Annotated in this window: 17 protein-coding genes; 4 read left to right on the forward strand and 13 right to left on the reverse strand. The window is 59.4% G+C overall.

Going from position 1 to position 18,218, the window contains the following annotated elements; translation table 11 throughout:
* Window positions 1–71: 71 nt before the first annotated feature.
* A complete protein-coding gene (locus HB633_RS17595) occupies window positions 72–965 on the forward strand; it encodes an NAD(P)-dependent oxidoreductase (RefSeq protein WP_213779447.1) in 894 nt (297 codons plus the stop codon).
* A 51-nt stretch (window positions 966–1,016) separates the two neighbouring features.
* Here HB633_RS17595 and denD read toward each other — a convergent pair whose 3' ends face one another.
* From denD to HB633_RS31110, 11 genes are all read right to left on the reverse strand, one after another.
* Entirely contained in the window at window positions 1,017–1,964 is a 948-nt protein-coding gene (gene denD, locus HB633_RS17600; protein ID WP_213779448.1) for a D-erythronate dehydrogenase, read from the reverse strand.
* Window positions 1,965–1,972: 8 nt separating this feature from the next.
* Window positions 1,973–2,770, reverse strand: a complete 798-nt coding sequence (otnI, locus tag HB633_RS17605; protein WP_213779449.1) for a 2-oxo-tetronate isomerase — start codon at window positions 2,768–2,770, stop codon at window positions 1,973–1,975.
* A 20-nt stretch (window positions 2,771–2,790) separates the two neighbouring features.
* Entirely contained in the window at window positions 2,791–4,131 is a 1,341-nt protein-coding gene (locus tag HB633_RS17610) for an MFS transporter (RefSeq protein WP_213779450.1), read from the reverse strand.
* Window positions 4,132–4,173: 42 nt separating this feature from the next.
* Window positions 4,174–4,827 (reverse strand): aldolase, encoded by a 654-nt coding sequence (locus HB633_RS17615; RefSeq protein ID WP_213779451.1) that lies wholly within the window; start codon window positions 4,825–4,827, stop codon window positions 4,174–4,176.
* Window positions 4,828–4,829: 2 nt separating this feature from the next.
* Window positions 4,830–6,104 carry a 3-oxo-tetronate kinase gene (gene otnK, locus HB633_RS17620; protein WP_213779452.1) on the reverse strand — a complete coding sequence of 425 codons (1,275 nt, stop codon included), beginning with the start codon at window positions 6,102–6,104 and terminating at the stop codon, window positions 4,830–4,832.
* Window positions 6,104–7,006: an L-threonate dehydrogenase gene (ltnD, locus tag HB633_RS17625; protein ID WP_213779453.1), complete on the reverse strand. Its 903-nt coding sequence runs from the start codon at window positions 7,004–7,006 to the stop codon at window positions 6,104–6,106. The genes otnK and ltnD overlap by 1 nt, the downstream gene beginning before the upstream one ends.
* A gap of 23 nt (window positions 7,007–7,029) precedes the next feature.
* Entirely contained in the window at window positions 7,030–7,734 is a 705-nt protein-coding gene (locus HB633_RS17630; protein WP_213779454.1) for a FadR/GntR family transcriptional regulator, read from the reverse strand.
* 91 nt (window positions 7,735–7,825) lie between these two features.
* The gene (locus tag HB633_RS17635) at window positions 7,826–9,202 is read right to left on the reverse strand and encodes an ATP-binding protein (protein WP_213779455.1); all 1,377 of its coding nucleotides are present in this window, start codon (window positions 9,200–9,202) and stop codon (window positions 7,826–7,828) included.
* Window positions 9,178–9,840, reverse strand: a complete 663-nt coding sequence (locus tag HB633_RS17640; protein ID WP_213779520.1) for a response regulator transcription factor — start codon at window positions 9,838–9,840, stop codon at window positions 9,178–9,180. The genes HB633_RS17635 and HB633_RS17640 overlap by 25 nt, the downstream gene beginning before the upstream one ends.
* Window positions 9,841–10,343: 503 nt before the next feature.
* Window positions 10,344–10,625 carry a DUF4148 domain-containing protein gene (locus HB633_RS17645; protein WP_213779456.1) on the reverse strand — a complete coding sequence of 94 codons (282 nt, stop codon included), beginning with the start codon at window positions 10,623–10,625 and terminating at the stop codon, window positions 10,344–10,346.
* Window positions 10,626–10,791: 166 nt separating this feature from the next.
* Window positions 10,792–12,390, reverse strand: a complete 1,599-nt coding sequence (locus HB633_RS31110; protein WP_213779457.1) for a methyl-accepting chemotaxis protein — start codon at window positions 12,388–12,390, stop codon at window positions 10,792–10,794.
* Between the two features lie 441 nt (window positions 12,391–12,831).
* Between HB633_RS31110 and HB633_RS17655 the strand changes: the two genes are divergently transcribed.
* Window positions 12,832–13,674, forward strand: a complete 843-nt coding sequence (locus tag HB633_RS17655) for an alpha/beta hydrolase (protein WP_255580970.1) — start codon at window positions 12,832–12,834, stop codon at window positions 13,672–13,674.
* Between the two features lie 440 nt (window positions 13,675–14,114).
* Entirely contained in the window at window positions 14,115–14,303 is a 189-nt protein-coding gene (locus HB633_RS17660) for a hypothetical protein (protein ID WP_056363392.1), read from the forward strand.
* Window positions 14,304–14,328: 25 nt separating this feature from the next.
* Here the strand turns inward: HB633_RS17660 and HB633_RS17665 are convergent, their stop codons facing one another.
* Complete coding sequence (locus HB633_RS17665) at window positions 14,329–14,769, reverse strand: GNAT family N-acetyltransferase (RefSeq protein ID WP_255580971.1); 441 nt, start codon at window positions 14,767–14,769, stop codon at window positions 14,329–14,331.
* A gap of 55 nt (window positions 14,770–14,824) precedes the next feature.
* On the opposite strand from HB633_RS17665, the gene HB633_RS17670 reads away from it, so the two are divergent.
* Complete coding sequence (locus HB633_RS17670) at window positions 14,825–15,739, forward strand: recombination-associated protein RdgC (protein WP_213779458.1); 915 nt, start codon at window positions 14,825–14,827, stop codon at window positions 15,737–15,739.
* 6 nt (window positions 15,740–15,745) lie between these two features.
* Here the strand turns inward: HB633_RS17670 and HB633_RS17675 are convergent, their stop codons facing one another.
* Complete coding sequence (locus tag HB633_RS17675) at window positions 15,746–17,551, reverse strand: DUF3857 and transglutaminase domain-containing protein (protein ID WP_255580972.1); 1,806 nt, start codon at window positions 17,549–17,551, stop codon at window positions 15,746–15,748.
* Window positions 17,552–18,218: the final 667 nt, after the last annotated feature.

The following is an 18,218-nucleotide window of genomic DNA, read 5'->3' on the forward strand; positions in this document are numbered from 1 at the left end:
CCCGCACCCGCGCGTCTGTAACATGCGTCTCAAGGTGACGCCCTTACAAAACCAGATCAGGAGCACGAGACATGACGAAGCGAGTAATAGTGACCGGCGGCAGCGGGCTGGCCGGCAAATGGGTCGTTGAGGATCTTGTTGCGCACGGCTACGAAGTGTTGAACCTCGACCGCGTGCCGATGGCGAAGCCCATCGCACGGACGTTGATCACTGACCTGACCGATGCAGGACAGGTGTTCAACGCGCTGGCATCGACGACTGTACTCAAGGAGTTCGAAGATGACATCGAACCCAAGCCTATCGATGCAATCGTTCACTTCGCCGCGATTCCGCGAATCCTAATCACGCCAGATAACGAAGTCTTCCGCATCAACGTGATGGCGACTTATAACGTGCTCGATGCAGCGTCTAAGCTCGGCATCAAGAAAGTGATCGTCGCGTCGAGCGAGACCACGTATGGCGTGGTGTTCGCGCACCGGCATCGCAATCCGGAATACTTTCCGCTCGACGAAGAATATCCGGTCGATCCCATGGACAGCTACGCCATGTCCAAGGTGATCAACGAGGTCACCGCCAAGGCATTCCATGCGCGCACGGGTGCGGATATTTATTGCTTCCGGATCGGCAACGTACTGGACCCGATCGATTATCAGAAATTCCCGACGTGGCTCAAAGACCCCGGCCTGCGCAAGCGCATTGCGTGGAGTTATATCGATGGCCGCGATCTGGCGACCGCGTGCCGGCTTGGCATCGAAAAAGACGGGCTCGGCTTTGAAGTGATGAACGTGGCGGCTGACGATGTATCGTCGGATCGGCCGACCGCGGATTTGCTCAAGGAGTTCTACCCGGGCGTGCCGGTGAAGAAGCAGTTGGGAGAGTTCGAGACGCTCCTAAGCAACGAGAAGTTGAAGCGCTTGCTTGGCTGGCAGCAGCAATACAAATGGCGTGAACAAGTAGCGCTTTAAGCTGCTGTCCGGGGATGGCGGCGTTAAGACGCGATCCCCGGTATCCTGCTATCAACCTTTCCGGAAAGCGCGGATTACATCGGCGAAATTGTTGTCCGCGCTTAAACCCAGTTGCTGACCGCGTGACACGTCCCACGCGCCCGGCCAGCTTCCAACGATCTTTTCGATCTTCGGGTCCGGCTTCCAGTCGATCAACGCAGCAACCTCATCGCCAGCGACGTCCTTCAGCGCATCGACCATTTCCGTCACGCTGACTGACAACCCAGGCAGATTGACCACCGGCCACAAACCCAGCGCGGCTTGATCGAGCTCGCAACCGGCGATCAACGATTCAATTGCTTTTTGCGGCGACAAAAGCCATAAACGTGTGTCGCCAATCACCGGGCATACGGCGCGTTCACCGTTCAAAGGCTCGCGAATGATGCCGCTCGCAAACGAAGAGGCTGCTGCATTCGGCCGCCCCGGACGCACGCTGATTGTAGGCAAACGTAGCACGCGTCCATCGACAAAGCCACGCCGCGAATAATCGCACAGCAGCAACTCCGCAATCGCTTTCTGCGTGCCGTACGATGATTGCGGATTCAGCGCGGTATTGTCGCGAACGACGTCGGGAAACGCGCCGCCATAAACCGCGACCGAGCTCGTGAACAATACGCGCGGCGCATGGCCGAGCGTACGGCATACATCGAGCAAGAGACGCGATGCATCCAGGTTGATGCGCATGCCCAGTTCGAAATCCGCTTCCGCCTGACCGCTCACGATCGCCGCAAGATGGAAGATCGCATGCGTCTCCGTGCTGATGCATCGCTCGAGCACGCTTCTATCCGCGATGTCGCCGGTCTCGGCACGAACACGTTTGTCGTCGAAATCGGGGGGGCGTACCACGTCGAGCAATGTAAGGCCCGTGATCGGCTTGCCCATCAGCGTGCCGCGTTCAAGCAGGCCGCGTGCGAGCCGCTGGCCGAGAAATCCGGCGCCGCCGGTAATGAGAATGTTCATGACGTCACTCACGCATGTTGCAGATAGGGTTTGATCCAGCCGAGACCATCCGATGTCGCCGCTTTCGGCCTGTATTCGCAGCCAATCCAGCCGTCATAGCCCAGCGAATCGATGAGATCGAAAAGGTACGGATAATTCAGTTCGCCGACGTCAGGCTCGTTACGATCCGGCACGCCTGCAATCTGGATATGTCCGATGCCCGCGTTCGCACGTTTCATGTCGCGCTTGAGCTTGACGGCAAGGTCGCCTTCAACTATCTGGCAGTGGTAGCAATCGAACTGCACCTGAAGATTCGGCGAGCCGACTTCGGCGCAGATCGCCTGAGCATCGTCCTGACGATTGAGAAAGAAGCCCGGGATATCGCGCGTATTGATTGGTTCGATAACCACCTTGATACCCGCAGAAAGCGCCGCGCTCGCAGCTCGTTCGAGATTCTTCAGATAAACCGCACGATGCTCCTCGCGCGACTGCTCGGGCTTGATCAGACCGGCCATCACGTGCAGCGTCTTGTTGCCGAGCACGGCGGTGTATTCAAGCGCTTTATCGAGCGAACGGGCGAACTCTTCCTCGCGTCCCGGCAGCGATGCAATCCCGCGTTCACCTGCCGCCCAGTCGCCCGGGGGCGCATTGAACAAGGCTTGCGTAAGACCGTTTGCATCGAGACGCGCCTTGATATCTGCAGCGGCGAAGTCGTACGGAAACAGGAACTCCACAGCCTTGAAGCCGTCCTTCGCCGCGGCGGCGAAGCGGTCGAGGAAGTCGTGCTCGGTGTACATCATCGTGAGATTGGCGGCAAAACGGGGCATGACATTAACTCCTTTTCAGTTCAGCGATTCACGAGCTTGGGCGGCACGAGCCACGTGGCAATGGCCCCAATCACGAGCATTCCTGCAAGCACATACATGCCGCTCGCGGTGCTATGCGTAAGGTCCTTGAGATACCCGATCATGTACGGGCTCGCAAAGCCGGCGAGGTTGCCAATCGAGTTGATCACCGCGATACCCGCTGCTGCAGCCGCGCCCGACATGAACGCCGTGGGCAGTGACCAGAAGAGCGGTGCGCAGGTCAGCACGCCGGCGGCGGCCACGGACAACGCAATGATTGATACCACGGTGTTGCCCGCAAACGATGCCGCAACCGAGAAACCAATTGCTGCTGCAAGCGAGGGCAGGATCAGATGCCAGCGGCGTTCGCGATGTTTGTCGGCGCTATGACCCAGAATGTTCATCACGACAATCGCAACCAGGAACGGGATCGCGCTCAACAAGCCGATGTTGAATGCGCCGGTCACGCCCGTCGACTTGATGAAAGTCGGCATCCAGAACGTCAGGCCGTATTGCCCGGTCACGAATGCGAAATAGATCAGCGACATCCACCACATGCGACCGTCGGCGAAAAGCGCGCGCAGCGAATGCTTCGTACTGTCGCCTTCGTGTTGCGGTTGCGTGCTGATTTCATGTTCCAGCAAACGCTTTTCTGGTTCGGTCAGCCACTTCGCGCTGCGAATGTTGTTGTCGAGATAAAGAATGGTCGCAATACCGATGAGCAGTGCCGGAACCGCTTCGATAAGAAACATCCATTGCCAGCCTTCGAAGTGGCGGCTGTCCGAAAAGGTCTGCACGATCCAGCCAGACAGGGGATTACCGAAGATACCCGCAACCGGAATCGCCGACATGAAGACCGCGACAATCTTTGCGCGCCGGTGCGATGGAAACCAGTAAGTCAGGTACAGGATCACGCCAGGATAGAAACCGGCTTCGGCCAGACCCAGAAGAAATCGCAACACATAGAATTGCGTCGGCGTCTTGACGAATACGAAGAGCGCGGAAAGTATGCCCCACGTAATCATGATCCGCGCAATCCAGATGCGCGCGCCGATCTTGTGCATCAGGATATTGCTTGGCAGTTCGAACAGAAAATAGCCTAGGAAAAATACGCCTGCACCAAGGCCGAATACCGTCTCGCTAAACCCGAGATCCTGCGACATCTGAAGCTTGGCAAAACCAACATTCACGCGATCCAGATAAGCGACCACATAACAGAGCATCAGGAACGGCACGATGCGCCAGAAGACCTTCTTGTAAGTACGCGCGAGTTCTTTGTCGTCGTAACGGGCGGCTGCGGGCGCGCGCGTACCGCCCGGCGGCACGGCTTGTTCAGGTGTCATGCTTGTCTCCAGGATTCAAGTTGGGCGATCAGACCCGCTGCGCTACCATCGCGCGTTGAAGGTCTTGCGTAAGTCATCGATGGCCGCTTCTTCGAGCGGCTCAGGAAGGGGTGCATTGGTTGAAAGAGCCAGCATCCACAGCCGCGCGGTTTCCTCGAGTTCCTCCAGCGCGTAGGACGCATGGCTCACCGACTTTTCCCATACGACCGGTCCAAGACGTTCCAGCAGCACGGCGCGCACTTTCGACGCCAGCGCCGCGACCTCTTCTGCAACGGCGGGATCGCCGGGTCGCCGATATTCAATTAGCGGCACGTGCCCGACTTTCATCACGTAGTACGGCGTGATGGGCGGCAGCACGTCGTCCTTGCGCCAGACGCCGCCAAGCGTCAACGCAACGAGATGCGTGGAATGCGTGTGGACAACGCCATGCGCATCGCGATTGTTTTCGTAGATCTTTCTGTGCAGGGCGAGCGTCTTGGAAGGCTTGCCGCCCGAGACGTGATTGCCGGCGGTATCGACCTTGGCTATGTCGGCGGGATCGAGCCGGCCGAGGCATGCGTCGGTTGGCGTAATGAGCCAGCCGTCGTCGAGGCGCGCGCTGATATTGCCTGCGCTGCCAACGGTGTATCGGCGTTCGTAGAGACTCGCGCCCGTCTCGCAGATTTCCTCGCGAATACGTGTTTCAGTGTTGGTCATGATCAGGCCGCTCCGTCCAGAGCCTTCAGCGCCTTCACGAAGAAATCCTTCGTGCCGAAATTGCCGGACTTCAATGCGAGACCGATGGGTTGATCGCCAATGGACTGGGTCGCCGGAACACCCGGATCGATCTGTGCGCCAATGCGCAACGACTTCACGCCAAGGGCCTGGACCACGGCGCCCGAAGTTTCACCACCGGCGACCACGAACTTGCGCACACCGGCATCGCGTAGCTTTGACGCAATCGATGCCAGCGCCTGTTCGACCAGATGCCCCGCTTTATCGACGCCGAGTTCTTTTTGAACGGCCTTCACTTCGTCGGGCGTGGAGGTGGCGTAGATCAGCACGGGTTGCGCCGAATGTTCTGCTGCGAATGCAAGCGCCTGTTCGACCACGGGTTCGCCGCGAGACAACGCCAGCGGATCGATGCGAAAGCCGGGTTTGGTCTCGCGCCACTCCGCGACTTGTTCATTGGTTGCCTTCGATGCACTGCCCGCAAGCACGACCGATCTGCCTTCGATCTTCGGCAACTCCGACGCATGCCTGGCTTCAGCCAACAAGTTCGAAGCACGGAAGTTGTGTGGCAAGCCGAGCGCGATGCCTGACCCTCCCGTGATCAACTTCAGTTCCGCACACGCCTCGCCGAGCACATAAAGATCGGCATCGGAAATGGCATCGGCGATGGCAAGCCGCACGCCCTCGCTTTTCAGCGCCGCGATCTTCTCGCGCACGGCCTGTGCGCCTTTCGCGATCACGTTGTACGCGATCAATCCAACCTTTGATTTCGTCTGCCGCTGCAACACGCGCACGAGGTTCGGATCAGTCATGGGCGTAAGCGGATGGTTCTGCATGCCCGACTCGCTCAACAAGACATCGCCGACAAACAAATACCCGCGATAGATCGTGCGCCCATTCTCCGGAAACGCGGGACACGCAATGGTGAAATCGTCGCCGAGCGCATCGAGCAAGGCATCCGCAACAGGACCTATGTTGCCTTCATCGGTGGAATCGAAGGTCGAGCAGTATTTGAACAAGAACTGCTGGCACCCTTGCGCGCGCAGCCATTCCAGTGCGGCCAGCGACTGCGCGATGGCATCCGCTGCCGGGATAGTGCGCGACTTCAACGCAACGATCAGCGCGTCGGCCTCAATTTCAGTATTCGATGCAGGAATGCCGATGGTCTGCACCGCACGCATGCCGCTGCGCACAAGCATGTTGGCGAGATCGGTCGCGCCGGTGAAGTCGTCGGCTATGCAGCCAAGCAAGGCTTTTGTCATCACTTCGCTCCCTTCGGTACATCGATGCCCGGGAAGATCTTGATGACCGCCGAGTCGTCCTCGCCGCCATGCCCGGCTGTCGAAGCCATCATGAACATCTGGTGCGCGGCAGCCGATAACGGCAGCGGGAATTTGGACGCACGGGCGGTATCGAGAACGAGGCCGAGGTCCTTCACGAAGATATCGACGGCGGAAAGCGGCGTGTAATCGCCCGCGAGAATATGCGGCACGCGATTCTCGAACATCCACGAGTTACCGGCGCTATGCGTGATGACATCGTAGAGCGCGTCGGGGTCCACGCCTTCGCGCAAACCGAGCGCCATGGCTTCAGCGGCCGCGGCGATATGCACGCCGGCAAGCAACTGGTTGATGATCTTGACCTTCGATCCTTTGCCGTGGGTGTCTCCCAGCCTGTACACCTTGCCGGCGATCGCGGCGAGCACGTCTTCGCATGCGGCGTACGCGGCGGCGGGACCGGATGTCATCATGGTCATCTCGCCCGAAGCCGCGCGTGCAGCGCCCCCCGACAAAGGCGCATCCAGCATCTGGAGACCGGCTGCTTCCACGCGTTTGCCCAGTTCGATGGCGAACGCGGGCGACACCGTCGCGCATGCGAGCACCACGCCGCCGGGTTTCATCGATGGAACCGCGCCCGGTTGAGCGTCGGTGCCGAATAGCACCGTCTCGGTCTGCGCCGCGTTGACGACAACCGTCACGACAACCTCGCATTGGCTGCCGAGTTCTGCCGGCGTGGCGCACGCGATTCCGCCTTCGGCAGCAAACGCTTCGAGCACTTGTGCACGTACGTCGCATGCATGTACCTTGAAGCCTGCACGCAACAGCGAGCGCGCGACGCCCAGACCCATTGCACCCAAACCGATTACGCCTACGTTTCTGGACATTTCGTAATCCTTCTGATTTATTTTCAGCAGATGCCGGCTTCCGCCAGGCGGCGAGCGGCGTTGTACAAATGGGTTTGGGCTGCATTGCGCGCGGCCAGCGGATCGCGCGCGCGAATGGCCGCTGCAATGCGCGCATGCTCCTCGCGCACTTGCCTTGAAAAGTCTTCGCGCAACGCTTCATTGCGTCGCGTAACCAGCGTTCCCGCTTCCAGATACTGATTCAGAAAAGCGAGCGTCGCGAGGAAATAAGGGTTGCCCGTGGCGCTTGCAATGGCGCGGTGAAACTCCACGTCCTCGGTGACGCCATCGTCGCCTTGCGCCACGGCAACATCGATTTGGGACAGCTTGGCTTCGATGATGTCCATCTGTTCGTCGGTCCGGCGCATGGCGGCTTCCGCCGCGACTTCGGCTTCGATGGCCCGGCGCAGCGCCAGGATCTGCACGACCGCGCCCGGCTCGACTGCCTGCGCGTAGTCGATGCGCAGCGGCCGGATACCCGCCCGCTCGACGATAAAAACGCCGCTACCTTGCCGCGGCTCGACCATGCCCTCGTTCTTGAGCCGGGATATGGCTTCCCGCACAACGGTCCGGCTGACGCCGAACTCCTGCGCCAGCACCGCTTCGGTCGGTAATTTTCCGGTACTCGCGAAGCCACCCTTCTCAATTTGATGCAAGAGTTGTTGAGCAACGGAGTCGCTCAACGCCCGTGCGGGGATTTTTTCGAACATGTGCGCAGCATCTAAATTTGTTGGGTGATGTGGTCATCATACAAATTTTCTAAGAATTCAAGATACTGGCGATAACCCTAATCACCTCCATCTATACAACCGCCTCGACAATTACTGGCATTTCGCTGCTCACAGGAAACGTCAGCATGACGCGAAGGCCTCCGCGGCCGTCTGCCCATGTTGCATCGCCGAGCGCGATACTCGCTCCAATCCTCGTCGCAATCGTCTGCACAATGGACAAGCCCAGCCCTGAGCCGCTCTCGCCCGTCCCAAGTACGCGATAGAACCGGTCAAATACACGTTCGCGCTCATCGGCGGGGATTCCAGGACCTGTGTCCTCGACAACGATCGACGTTTGACCGGCACCGGCATGCACCGACAAATCCACGCGGCCCCCTTCAGGCGTGTAGCGAATGGCGTTATCGACGAGATTTTTCAGCACGGTGCCGAGGTCTGCTTCACTTGCCGGTACCCACGTATCAGCGTCGCCGGTCACACCAATATCGATCTGCCGCGCCTGCGCAAGCGGGATCAAGTCTTCCAGCACGCGCCGGAACGCCGGCGCGACCGGAGTATGGCTGGCTTCGATGCCATTCGCTTCCTGCACATGCGCAAGCGTCAACAACTGCTCGACCAAAGCACGGGCGCGCATGAGACCGTTTCGCAAAGCCGTGAACCGCTCGCGCGCCTGCGCGGACATCTCAGACAGATCAAGCCGCTCGGCCTGCAACATCAGCACGGTGAGCGGGGAGCGTAGCTCGTGCGCGGCGTCGGCGACGAATCGCCGTTGCAACGCAACGGACTGAGCGACGCGCGCAAGCAAGCGGTTGTTGGCGACAAGGAACGGGACGATCTCCGCGGGAAGTTGCGCGCCTCCACCCACACGTATCTCCGATAAATCGTGGTCCGGGCGTGCATCGAGTTCGGCGGCGAGCCGCGTGAGCGGCCTGAACATGTGCCTGACCAGGAGGAACACAACGCCGACCAGAACCGGCGCCAGCACGACAAAAGGAATCAATGTTGCGACGGCACTGTTGCGGGCGATTTCATTTCTGTCGGAAGTCTGCTGGCCAACGGCCACGCGAACTCCTGGCGCGAGCGTGCGGACGACGACGCGCCATTCGTGCTTATCGAGCCTGAGAGTCTGAATGCCATCAGTGAGCGTGGACGGCAAGTCGAGCGGGCGCTGCGCAGAGTGATTGCCAAGCCTCTGCACGATCACTTTCGCTTCCCGCTCGAAGTCCGGCACATAATGCAACGAGCCTTCTTCGATGAACACCAGATTGTCCGCCGTGACGAGCGCGGCCACTTCCTTGAGCTGCAGGTCCTGGATTTCATTGGCTTCGTGAAACGCGGCCTTGAACGAAAAAATTCCCGCCGCGACGGCACTCAGAAGAACGGCAATTGCGAGCCACTTGGACAGCCGCAACTGGAGCGACTGCCCTACCCGCCTTTCGACACCATCCATCCGACACCCCTGACGTTTTTGATCGTATCGCTGCCGAGCTTGCGCCGCAGCGAGTAAATCAGGAATTCGACCGCGTTGCTTTCGACCTCTTCGTTCCAGCCGTAGATGCGGTCTTCGAGTTCCGTGCGCGACAGGATTGCGCCGGGACGGATCATCAACGCATGCAGCAACGCAAATTCACGCGCGGAAAGCCTTAATGACGCTTCCGGAGAGTGCGCCTCGTGCGTTGCGGGGTCCAGCGATATGATCCCATTCGTCAGCACCGGTGCGGCGATGCCCGCACGGCGCCGCACGATCGCCCGCAGGCGCGCCAGCACTTCGGTCATTTCAAACGGCTTGAGAACGTAGTCGTCGGCGCCGCCGTCAAGGCCGCGAATGCGGTCGGCGACGGCATCGCGCGCCGTGATGATGAGAACGGGAATGGTGTTGTTGCTGGCGCGAATGGCATTCAGGACATTCATGCCGTCCACCTTCGGCAAGCCTAGATCGAGCAGGACGGCTTCATATGAATGAACCCTGACTGCGCTCAGCGCCTGTTGTCCGTCGCGCACCCAATCCACCGCGCACGACGCATCTTTGAGCGCGTCCCTGACCACCTCGCCGATCATCCAGTCGTCTTCCACCAACAGGACTCTCATCGGAGGTTCCAGGATTTCTCGCGCGTCGAAGGCGCTCGCGCTCTGCCGCCGACGCTCGGCCAACAGCGCATGGATCGCCCTGCGCGCACGCATCGCTTCCTGCGCAGGGATGGCGAATCCAAGCAAAATCCCGGCGAGCGTGCCTGCTCCGCCCATCCAACTGTTGAACATGACACCCTATCCTCACCTCATGGAAACAACGTGCGTTATCGACGCGTCTTGGCAAGACGCATGAGCGCCGTAGGTGCGGATTGGCCGGGCATCGCCCGAACGGTCTGGGTTGTATTCATTTGTTGGTCTCCCCGATTTCAGAGCCAACCCGCACCTCATCATAGGTGCAGAACGCGAAACGACAATTAGCAGCGGCTTACACAAGGCTCTGATGCACGGCCTATATGGAGCTGGAAACCTGGACCCGCAGGCCTCAGTGAGATTTAAGCGGAGGTATTCCAACCAGGTGTCGCGCGAGGTACAGCCGCACAACGCGCGACGCCAGGGTTGCATCAGTTACCTGAATTTTGCGTCGCGGTCCCGTTGGCCGAATCATTCGACGCGCCTCCGTAAGCGTGGCTGGCGGCCACGCGCGCTTCGGCCGCTTGAATGTCCGCCGGATAGTTGATGTCGCTGCCGGCCGGGTCATAGCCCGCCTTCTCGACACTGATCAAATCGGCCCGGACCTGGGCGCGGGTGATTGGGCCATTGTTCGAGGTGTCGGCCTGGGCGAACGCGAAGGATGGAATCGCGATGACCGCGGCGGCGATGGTTGCGCATATCGATGCTTTCATGATGGTTGCCTTTTGGTGTGAGTGAGCTTCAGTGCGGCATCGCTTTCATTGAGCCATGCCTGACCATCATTCTGCTCACCCGACCATGGCTCCAGCCTGACGCCAGGATTACAAGCGCGTCATATTCGCCTGCCCGACGCCCGGGCAGCATGCGCACGCTCATACCTCATGCCGCAAGCATGCGCGTCCGACCATCACCACCGCCCGCCACCCTGAACACACCAACCGCTTCACGCAGGCTGTTCGCCTGATCCGCCATGGCTTGCGCGGCGGCGGTGGCTTGCTCGACGAGCGCCGCATTCTGTTGCGTCACTTCGTCCATCTGGCTGACCGCAACATTCACTTGTTCGATACCCGTGCTCTGTTCCGAAGAAGCCGCCGATATTTCGCCCATGATGTCGGTCACATGCCTCACCGATGTCAACAACTCGTTCATGCTGCGGCCCGCATCGGCGGCAAGGCTCGAGCCCGTATCCACGTGCCCGAGCGACTCGCCGATCTGATCCTTCACTTGCTTGGCAGCGCTTGCGCAGCGTTGCGCGAGCGTGCGCACTTCGCCCGCGACCACTGCAAATCCCCTGCCTTGTTCGCCCGCACGCGCCGCTTCCACGGCAGCGTTCAACGCAAGAATATTCGTCTGGAAAGCGATGCCTTCGATCAGCGTGATGATCTCGCCGACCTTCGATGAACTCGCGGAAATCTCCTGCATCTTGCTGACCACGCTCTCGACAACATGACCGCCGGCGGCCGCCGCTTCGGAGGCGCTCTTGGCAAGCATGTTGGCTTGTTTGGCGTTATCGGTATTCTGCTTGACGGTGGATGTCAGTTCTTCCATGCTCGACGCCGTCTCCTGCAGCGACGCTGCCTGCTCCTCCGTGCGCTGCGACAGGTCCAGGTTGCCCTGCGCCATCTCGTTCGCCGCTACTGCAATCGAATCCGCCGACGTCTTGATGCCGCTGACGATCGCGCTCAACTGCGCACGCATTGCTTCAAGCGATGCCATCAGGCTACGGTCATCATCGCGATCAAGAACGACGGGCACGGTCAGATTGCCACTCGCAATCTCGCTTGCCACACGCTGCGCTTCGCCGGGTTCCGCGCCGAGTTGCTTCAAGATGCTGCGCGTGATTACCATCGCGGCCACGACACCGACGATCAACGCGGCCAACGTCGCGCCGAGCGTCACCACGCGAAGGCGCGCATAGCTGGCATGGGCGCGGCTGGCATCGTCGAACATGGTTTTCTTTTCGAGTTCGATCAGCGAGCGCAACGTCCCGCGCCATTCGATCTGCTTCGGGCGCACCTCTTGTATCAGCGATTGGTTAGCGGACGTTTTATCGTTCGACAAGATCTGCTGTGCCGTGCGTGCCATCAGCGGCATCGTGGTCGCTTCGTCCGACTTGAGCTTGCTCAGGAGCGTCTGCTCGGTGTCACTGATCTGTCCACTCGATGCAAACGTCTCGGCGAGCGCTCGCGATGCATCGTCGTAGATGCCTTCCTCGTGTTTGATTTTGTCGACGTTGGCCTTGACCTCTTTTTCGTCTTCGAACAAAAGCATGTCGCGTATTGCGATCGAACGCTGGTCGAGCGAAGAACGCATGGTCTGCGCCAGCGTCATCTCTTGCGTGCTGCGATCGACGATGTTTGTCAGCGTGTCGTTGATCCTCGACATCCCGAACAGACCGACGAATGCCACCACGCCGAGCAACACCAGCAATGCACCAAAAGCGACCGAGAGGCGCGTCACAACTTTGAACTGATTCATCAACATGACCTTGTTATTTGAGTTTGAGAGGTACGAATGCACATGGCCGAGCGGCAGATTAATCATTCTGCAAGGTTTCCGAAATGATCACGCCGCGCCCGTAGCTTTCCATGCTGTAAGCCATCGCGATGAAGGCTTGGGTGTGCCGTCTCTCTGTCATGACGTCAATTTCGAAGTCATGAGACACGCGGGGAAATCGGCTCGCGCTCTTTGCAACGCGACGCGCATCCCTCTGTTGGATGACCGGAACGCGCAGAAGAAAATTGCGATCCAGCCCGAGCTCGACGCAACATCGCCTCGAAACTCCAAGGCTGATTAACGGCACACGAACGCCAATCTTTAACGTGACATTCAAAAGCAAAATTTTTTTCGATCGAATGGAATAGCCGGGACATGGCGGTGTTCGCCCCTACACACACCACTTACATCCTGGAGTTGAAAATGAAGGTTCACGCAAAGTTGGCTTTGTCGCTTATCGCAAGCGCATTGGTATCGACCGGCGCATTTGCGCAGCAAATGCAGATGCAAATGAAACCGGCGCAAGACCAGCAGGACGCGCCCGTCGCCATGACCGCGACGTCTTCGGCGCATGGCCCGATCAAGAACATCGTTCTGGTACACGGCGCATTCGTGGGTGGCGCAGGATGGCGGCCCGTCTACGATATCCTGACGAAGGACGGATACAACGTGAAGCTGGTGCAAGAGCCGTTGACGTCGTTTGGCGAAGACGTGACGGCGACCAAGCGCGTTCTGGATCGTGAAGATGGCCCGGTCGTACTCGTGGGGCACAGCTATGGCGGTGCGATCATCACGGAAGCCGGCAACGATCCGCATGTCAAAGCCCTGGTTTATATCGCGGCGCATGCACTCGATGTGGGCGAAACGGAAGTGAGCAACGGCAAGAAGTATCCGAACTCCACAAAGGCTGTCGTGAAGACGCCGGACGGTTTCCTGTTTTTGAATCCGGCCGATTATCCGGCTGACTTCGCCGCCGACCTGCCGCTCAAGCAGGCCCAGTTCGAAGCGAATGCACAAATGCCGACGGCGGCATCGGTATTCAGCGGCGAGATTCCCGACCCGGCGTGGAAGACGAAACCGAGCTGGTACATGGTCGCGAAGTCGGACAAGATCATCAACCCGGATCTTGAACGCATGTACGCTGCGCGCGCCCACAGCCATACCGTCGAGATCCCGGGCGCCAGCCATTCCGTTTATGAATCGCATCCGAAGGAAGTGGCGGCGTTGATCGAACAGGCCGCGCAGCACGCGCAAGACCAAGGCTGATCGTCTGGACCTGGGCACGCAATGCAAGCTCGTTTCATGTTGGCGTCGCGTGTCCTCTGGTCTTCCAATATTTGGCGGATAAAACCGCAAAACTGAATTGCCGTTTTCGGCGATTTCTCGATGCCACGCGGCGGAGCGCGACGCGGGTCCGTCAGACAAACGTAATTGGCGTTGAGCTACTGGCGTTTTTGAGCTAAATTAAAAGCAACTCGCGTTCTCCACGAAAGTTGTTGCCAAACATTTTCTGCGAGCCAGGGGCAGCAAGCGAGCTTGCAGCCCCGCTCCAAATTCCTTCGTGTGATGGCTGCATGGTCGAGCCGTCATTTCGCGAATCGTTCAGCCACTTCCCGCACCAAATAAAACACCCTGACATGAAGCGGCACGGCGCAAACACGCGCGTAGAATCGATCGTGCCGATATCGGCAATCGAGGAGACGACCATGACCGTGTACGCCAGGGACGAGGCAGCAAGGAAGGCAGTCGAAATGGTGCAGGCAGCGCTCGAAGCGGGGTTGCTCAAAGAAATCGTGGCATGCAGCTTCAACAACCCGGAGAAATCGGGAAGAGAAACAGCGATGTATCTCGGCGGCATGATCAGGGAATTGACCACGCAGATCGCCGAGCTTTAGAACACGCGCGCTTGGGTTGGGCGGTTTATTCGCCGCTCAACATCAACGTTGCGATCGTTTCACCACTGTCCGTCTCGACAAACCCCGTCCGCTCATACCACTCGTACGCGATCCTGTTGCATCGAAAGACGTGCAGGTAAAGCGGCTTGTTCAAGCTGTCAGCCAACAACGTCATGTAGCGAAGCATCTCCCGGCCGACGGATTGCCGCTGCATCGCAGGAACGACGCACAGCATTCGCAACCAGACCAGATCCGGTTCGACTTCCCAGTGCACGAACCCGCAACGTTCGCTGCCTCGCATCGCGATCCGGCACGAACCCTGGCGAAGGCTTTTCGCAAAACCGTTTCGTTGGGCGGGTTCGTCCCAGCCGGTCGCGCGCGTGACGAAATCGATCATCGTTTCCCGGTAGGTCTCGTACAACCATTCCGAATCCGCCGAACCAGCGTGCCGCGTGTAGAGAGTCATTTGTGCAGAGACATAATCACGGTCCTATAGAATAGTGCGTTTTGCGCAGATGCCTATGTGGTTCAAGAACCTTCAGCTTCATCGTCTTCCGGCCCCCTGGGCCGTCACTCCTGAACAAATCGAAAAATGGCTCGCGCCGCATGCTTTCGCGCCTGGCGGCGGCGTGGAGATGCAGAGCCACGGCTGGGCGTCGCCGCGTGATGACGGATCGCTCGTCTATGCCAACAATCGCCAGATGCTGCTCGTCGCGCGCGCGGAAAAGAAATTGCTGCCGGCATCGGTGGTGACGCAGTTCGTCAAGGTACGCGCCGCTGAACTGGAAGAACAACAGGGATTCAAGCCTGGCCGCAAGCAGATGCGCGAACTCAAGGAGCAAGTCACCGACGAACTCCTGCCACGCGCCTTCAGCATCCGCCGCGATACACGCGTATGGATCGATACGGTGAACGGCTGGCTTGTGATCGATGCAGCATCGCCCACACTCGCCGATGACGTCCTCGGTCTGCTTGTGAAATCGATCGACCAATTGCCGCTCGCGAGCGTGCGTGTGGCAATGGCCCCCGTCGCTGCCATGACGGACTGGCTGCTGTCGGGCGAAGGTCCCGGCGGCTTTTCGCTCGATCAGGACACGGAATTGCGTTCCAGCGGCGAAGGCAACGCCACTGTGCGTTACGTCGGCCATGCGCTCGAGATCGATGACATGCGGCGGCATATTGAAGCGGGCAAGCAATGCATGCGTCTCGCGATGACGTGGCAGGACAGAGTCTCGTTCGTGCTGACGCCGTCGTTGACCATCAAGCGCGTCGCGCCGCTCGATGTCATCAAGGACGCAGCCGATCCCACCGCGCACGGTGACGACGAAGTCTTCGATTCCGACTTCACGCTGATGACGGGCGAGCTGGCGAAGATGCTGGCGGATATCGTCGATGCGCTTGGCGGCGAACAGGACTTTTCCAAGGCTGCTGCCTGACGTCTTTCAGTTCGCCATCGCAATCGACCTGACGACGATCTGCGACTTCGTATCCCGTTCAATGCGTTTCAATACCGGCTGCATGGCGGCGAACTCGGCGGGCGAGCACACTTGCTTGCCGAAGTTCGCCTGCAAGTGACGTTCGGCCTGGAGCGTGTTCGTCGCGGGATCGAAGACATAGCGCGATGAGTATGTGAAGAACGCATCGGCCAGCTTCAAATCAGCAGGAAGGTCGGTTACGCGCACACTCTTCGGCAAGCTGAGCTGCGCGACCTCGTTAAAGTTACCGCCCGTGCACACGAACGGTTGCGTACGCACGCGCTCGGCGAGCAAGCTCTCGACTTGTGTTGCAATGCCGCCTGACAAGCTCGTCAACGCCGGCAAAGCCGTGGTTCCGGTTGGCCATACGACGTCATCGATCGTGCCGCGCAACGTGGTCGTGACAGGCGTTCCGGTTGCTTCCAGGTCGCTCGCCGTCAAGCTTGCGGTACCGCGCAGGCCTGTTGCACGCAGACGGACATCGGCGATCTGTTGGCGGCGTTGAGGCGCCGCATGTCGCAAGATCGCGCGCTCGGGGCCTGCGCTCCATCCTCCATCTTCGACTTGCGATGAAAACGCCGCCGACCCATCCGTCGCGACCGCGATCTGCAAACGCACATCGCGCGATAAAGGCTGCGTTGATGGCGTGCGTGTCAGCGTGCCGTCGTCGACAAGCAGCGCCGGACGATCCATTTCCGCAAGCGGCAGATAACCGAACTCGACGGACGAAGCAGTGGCATCGGCATACATGTTCAAGCCCGGCAGCCACGTGATGATGTGATTGATCGCGGCCACGCCGTAGCCCGGCACCGATGGCAACGTGTACACCGATCCGAGCGCGATCAACGCCGGTTCGTTCTCGATTCCAACTGCCGATAACAACGCGCCGTACAGCGCGACGTAATCCTTGCAGTCGCCATACCGGTTCGCCAGAATCTGCGCCGCCTTGTGCGGAACTGCGGCGCTTTGCCCCAGATAAAGCGATACGTAGCGAATATTGTGACGAACCCAGTCGTAGAGCGTTGCAGCTTTTTCGCGCGGACCGGCGTCGTTGCGTGTCAGAGATTCCGCCAGATTGCGAATGGCGGGATCGTTTGCAGTTGGATCGATGGCGGCATCGCGATAACTTGCCGCGAAGCTTTTGTAATCGGGAAACGTCGACACCATCAGTCGATCGCCGTATTGCACGTAACCGACCGCGCCGGTTTCCACGCGGTCGTAATGCAGCGTGCTGTAGGCAAACTCGTAGCGCGTACGGCCGTTGCGCGTGACGGGCGGCGCGGCTTTGTAACCGCGGGTATCGGCGTAAAGCGGCTTGCCTTCGGGCAGATCGAAGACGAGCGTCTGGCTTTGGACGGGGCCGCGGCTCGGCTCCACGAAATAATCGAACTGACCGGGGATGACGGATTTGGACACCGTCTTGTGAAAGCTTAGATGCACGGTCGATCCGGCGTCGACGGCGGTGAAGATCACGGCTTTGAGGCGGCCATCGGCGAAGGTTGGGGCGCCGGCCGAGCGCGGTTCCTGGATCTCGCGGATCTGGTCGGGCGCAACGTCGTGGCGGGTGCCGTCGGCGCTGACGGAATACGCGTCGGTGACCTGGAGCGTGGATGTGGATTTGTCGAACCAGATGTAGCGTTGCGCGATATCGCCGATGCCTGCCGATGTATTTGCCTTTAGCGTGGTTTCATCGTCTTCGGTGAGGGAGCCGTCGTTCGCGACGACGAAGACGTGGACGTCGCTGATCGTGGTCGATGGTTGTGCGGTTTCCATGAGGTCGGCGGAGAATGCCGGGTGCAGAATGGTTGCGAGGGATGCTGCTAGCAGCAAGGACCTGCGGGTACGGGATCGTTGCGGGTTCATGGGATTGCAGCGCTCTGCCTCGGTGGTCGAGGTGGTAATCGTACAGGAGGTTTTGCTGGCGCTTGGTCGGGGGTGGTGCTGGGTTGCTGCTGTTTAGGCTTTCGCGCGTTCCTTGTTAGCTGATTTCTTTAGCACTGTTAGCCACTGTCCGTGGCGGGACTTCATTTCTTTGTCCAACGGCGACAAAGAAACGAAGCAAAGAAAACGCCTCTCCACAATCGGCTCATAAGTGTCCCCAGCGTGCAGTGACAACGTTTTGGTACCCCAAAAGTACGCTCGACGCATAGCAACGAACACTTGAAACCCTCCCTCTCCGAACACGGATACCCACACGCTTCGCCACCAGCGTCGGAATCCGTTAATACGGAAACCTGGCCCACGCATAACAACAAAATAGCCCATAACGGGTTCAAGCATCTTGAACCCAAAGCCTCGCCACCGGCGCAGCCGAACCTTCGCTTTGGGCGTCAGCGCGCGCAGCGCGGAGGCCTGGTTAATGGATTCCCACACTGGTGGCGAAGCGTGTGGGTTGCCGTTGACGGAGGGGGAGGGTTTCAACTGTCCGGGGTTATGCGCT

The organism is Caballeronia sp. dw_276 (genome assembly GCF_018449635.1).
GTDB lineage: Bacteria > Pseudomonadota > Gammaproteobacteria > Burkholderiales > Burkholderiaceae > Caballeronia.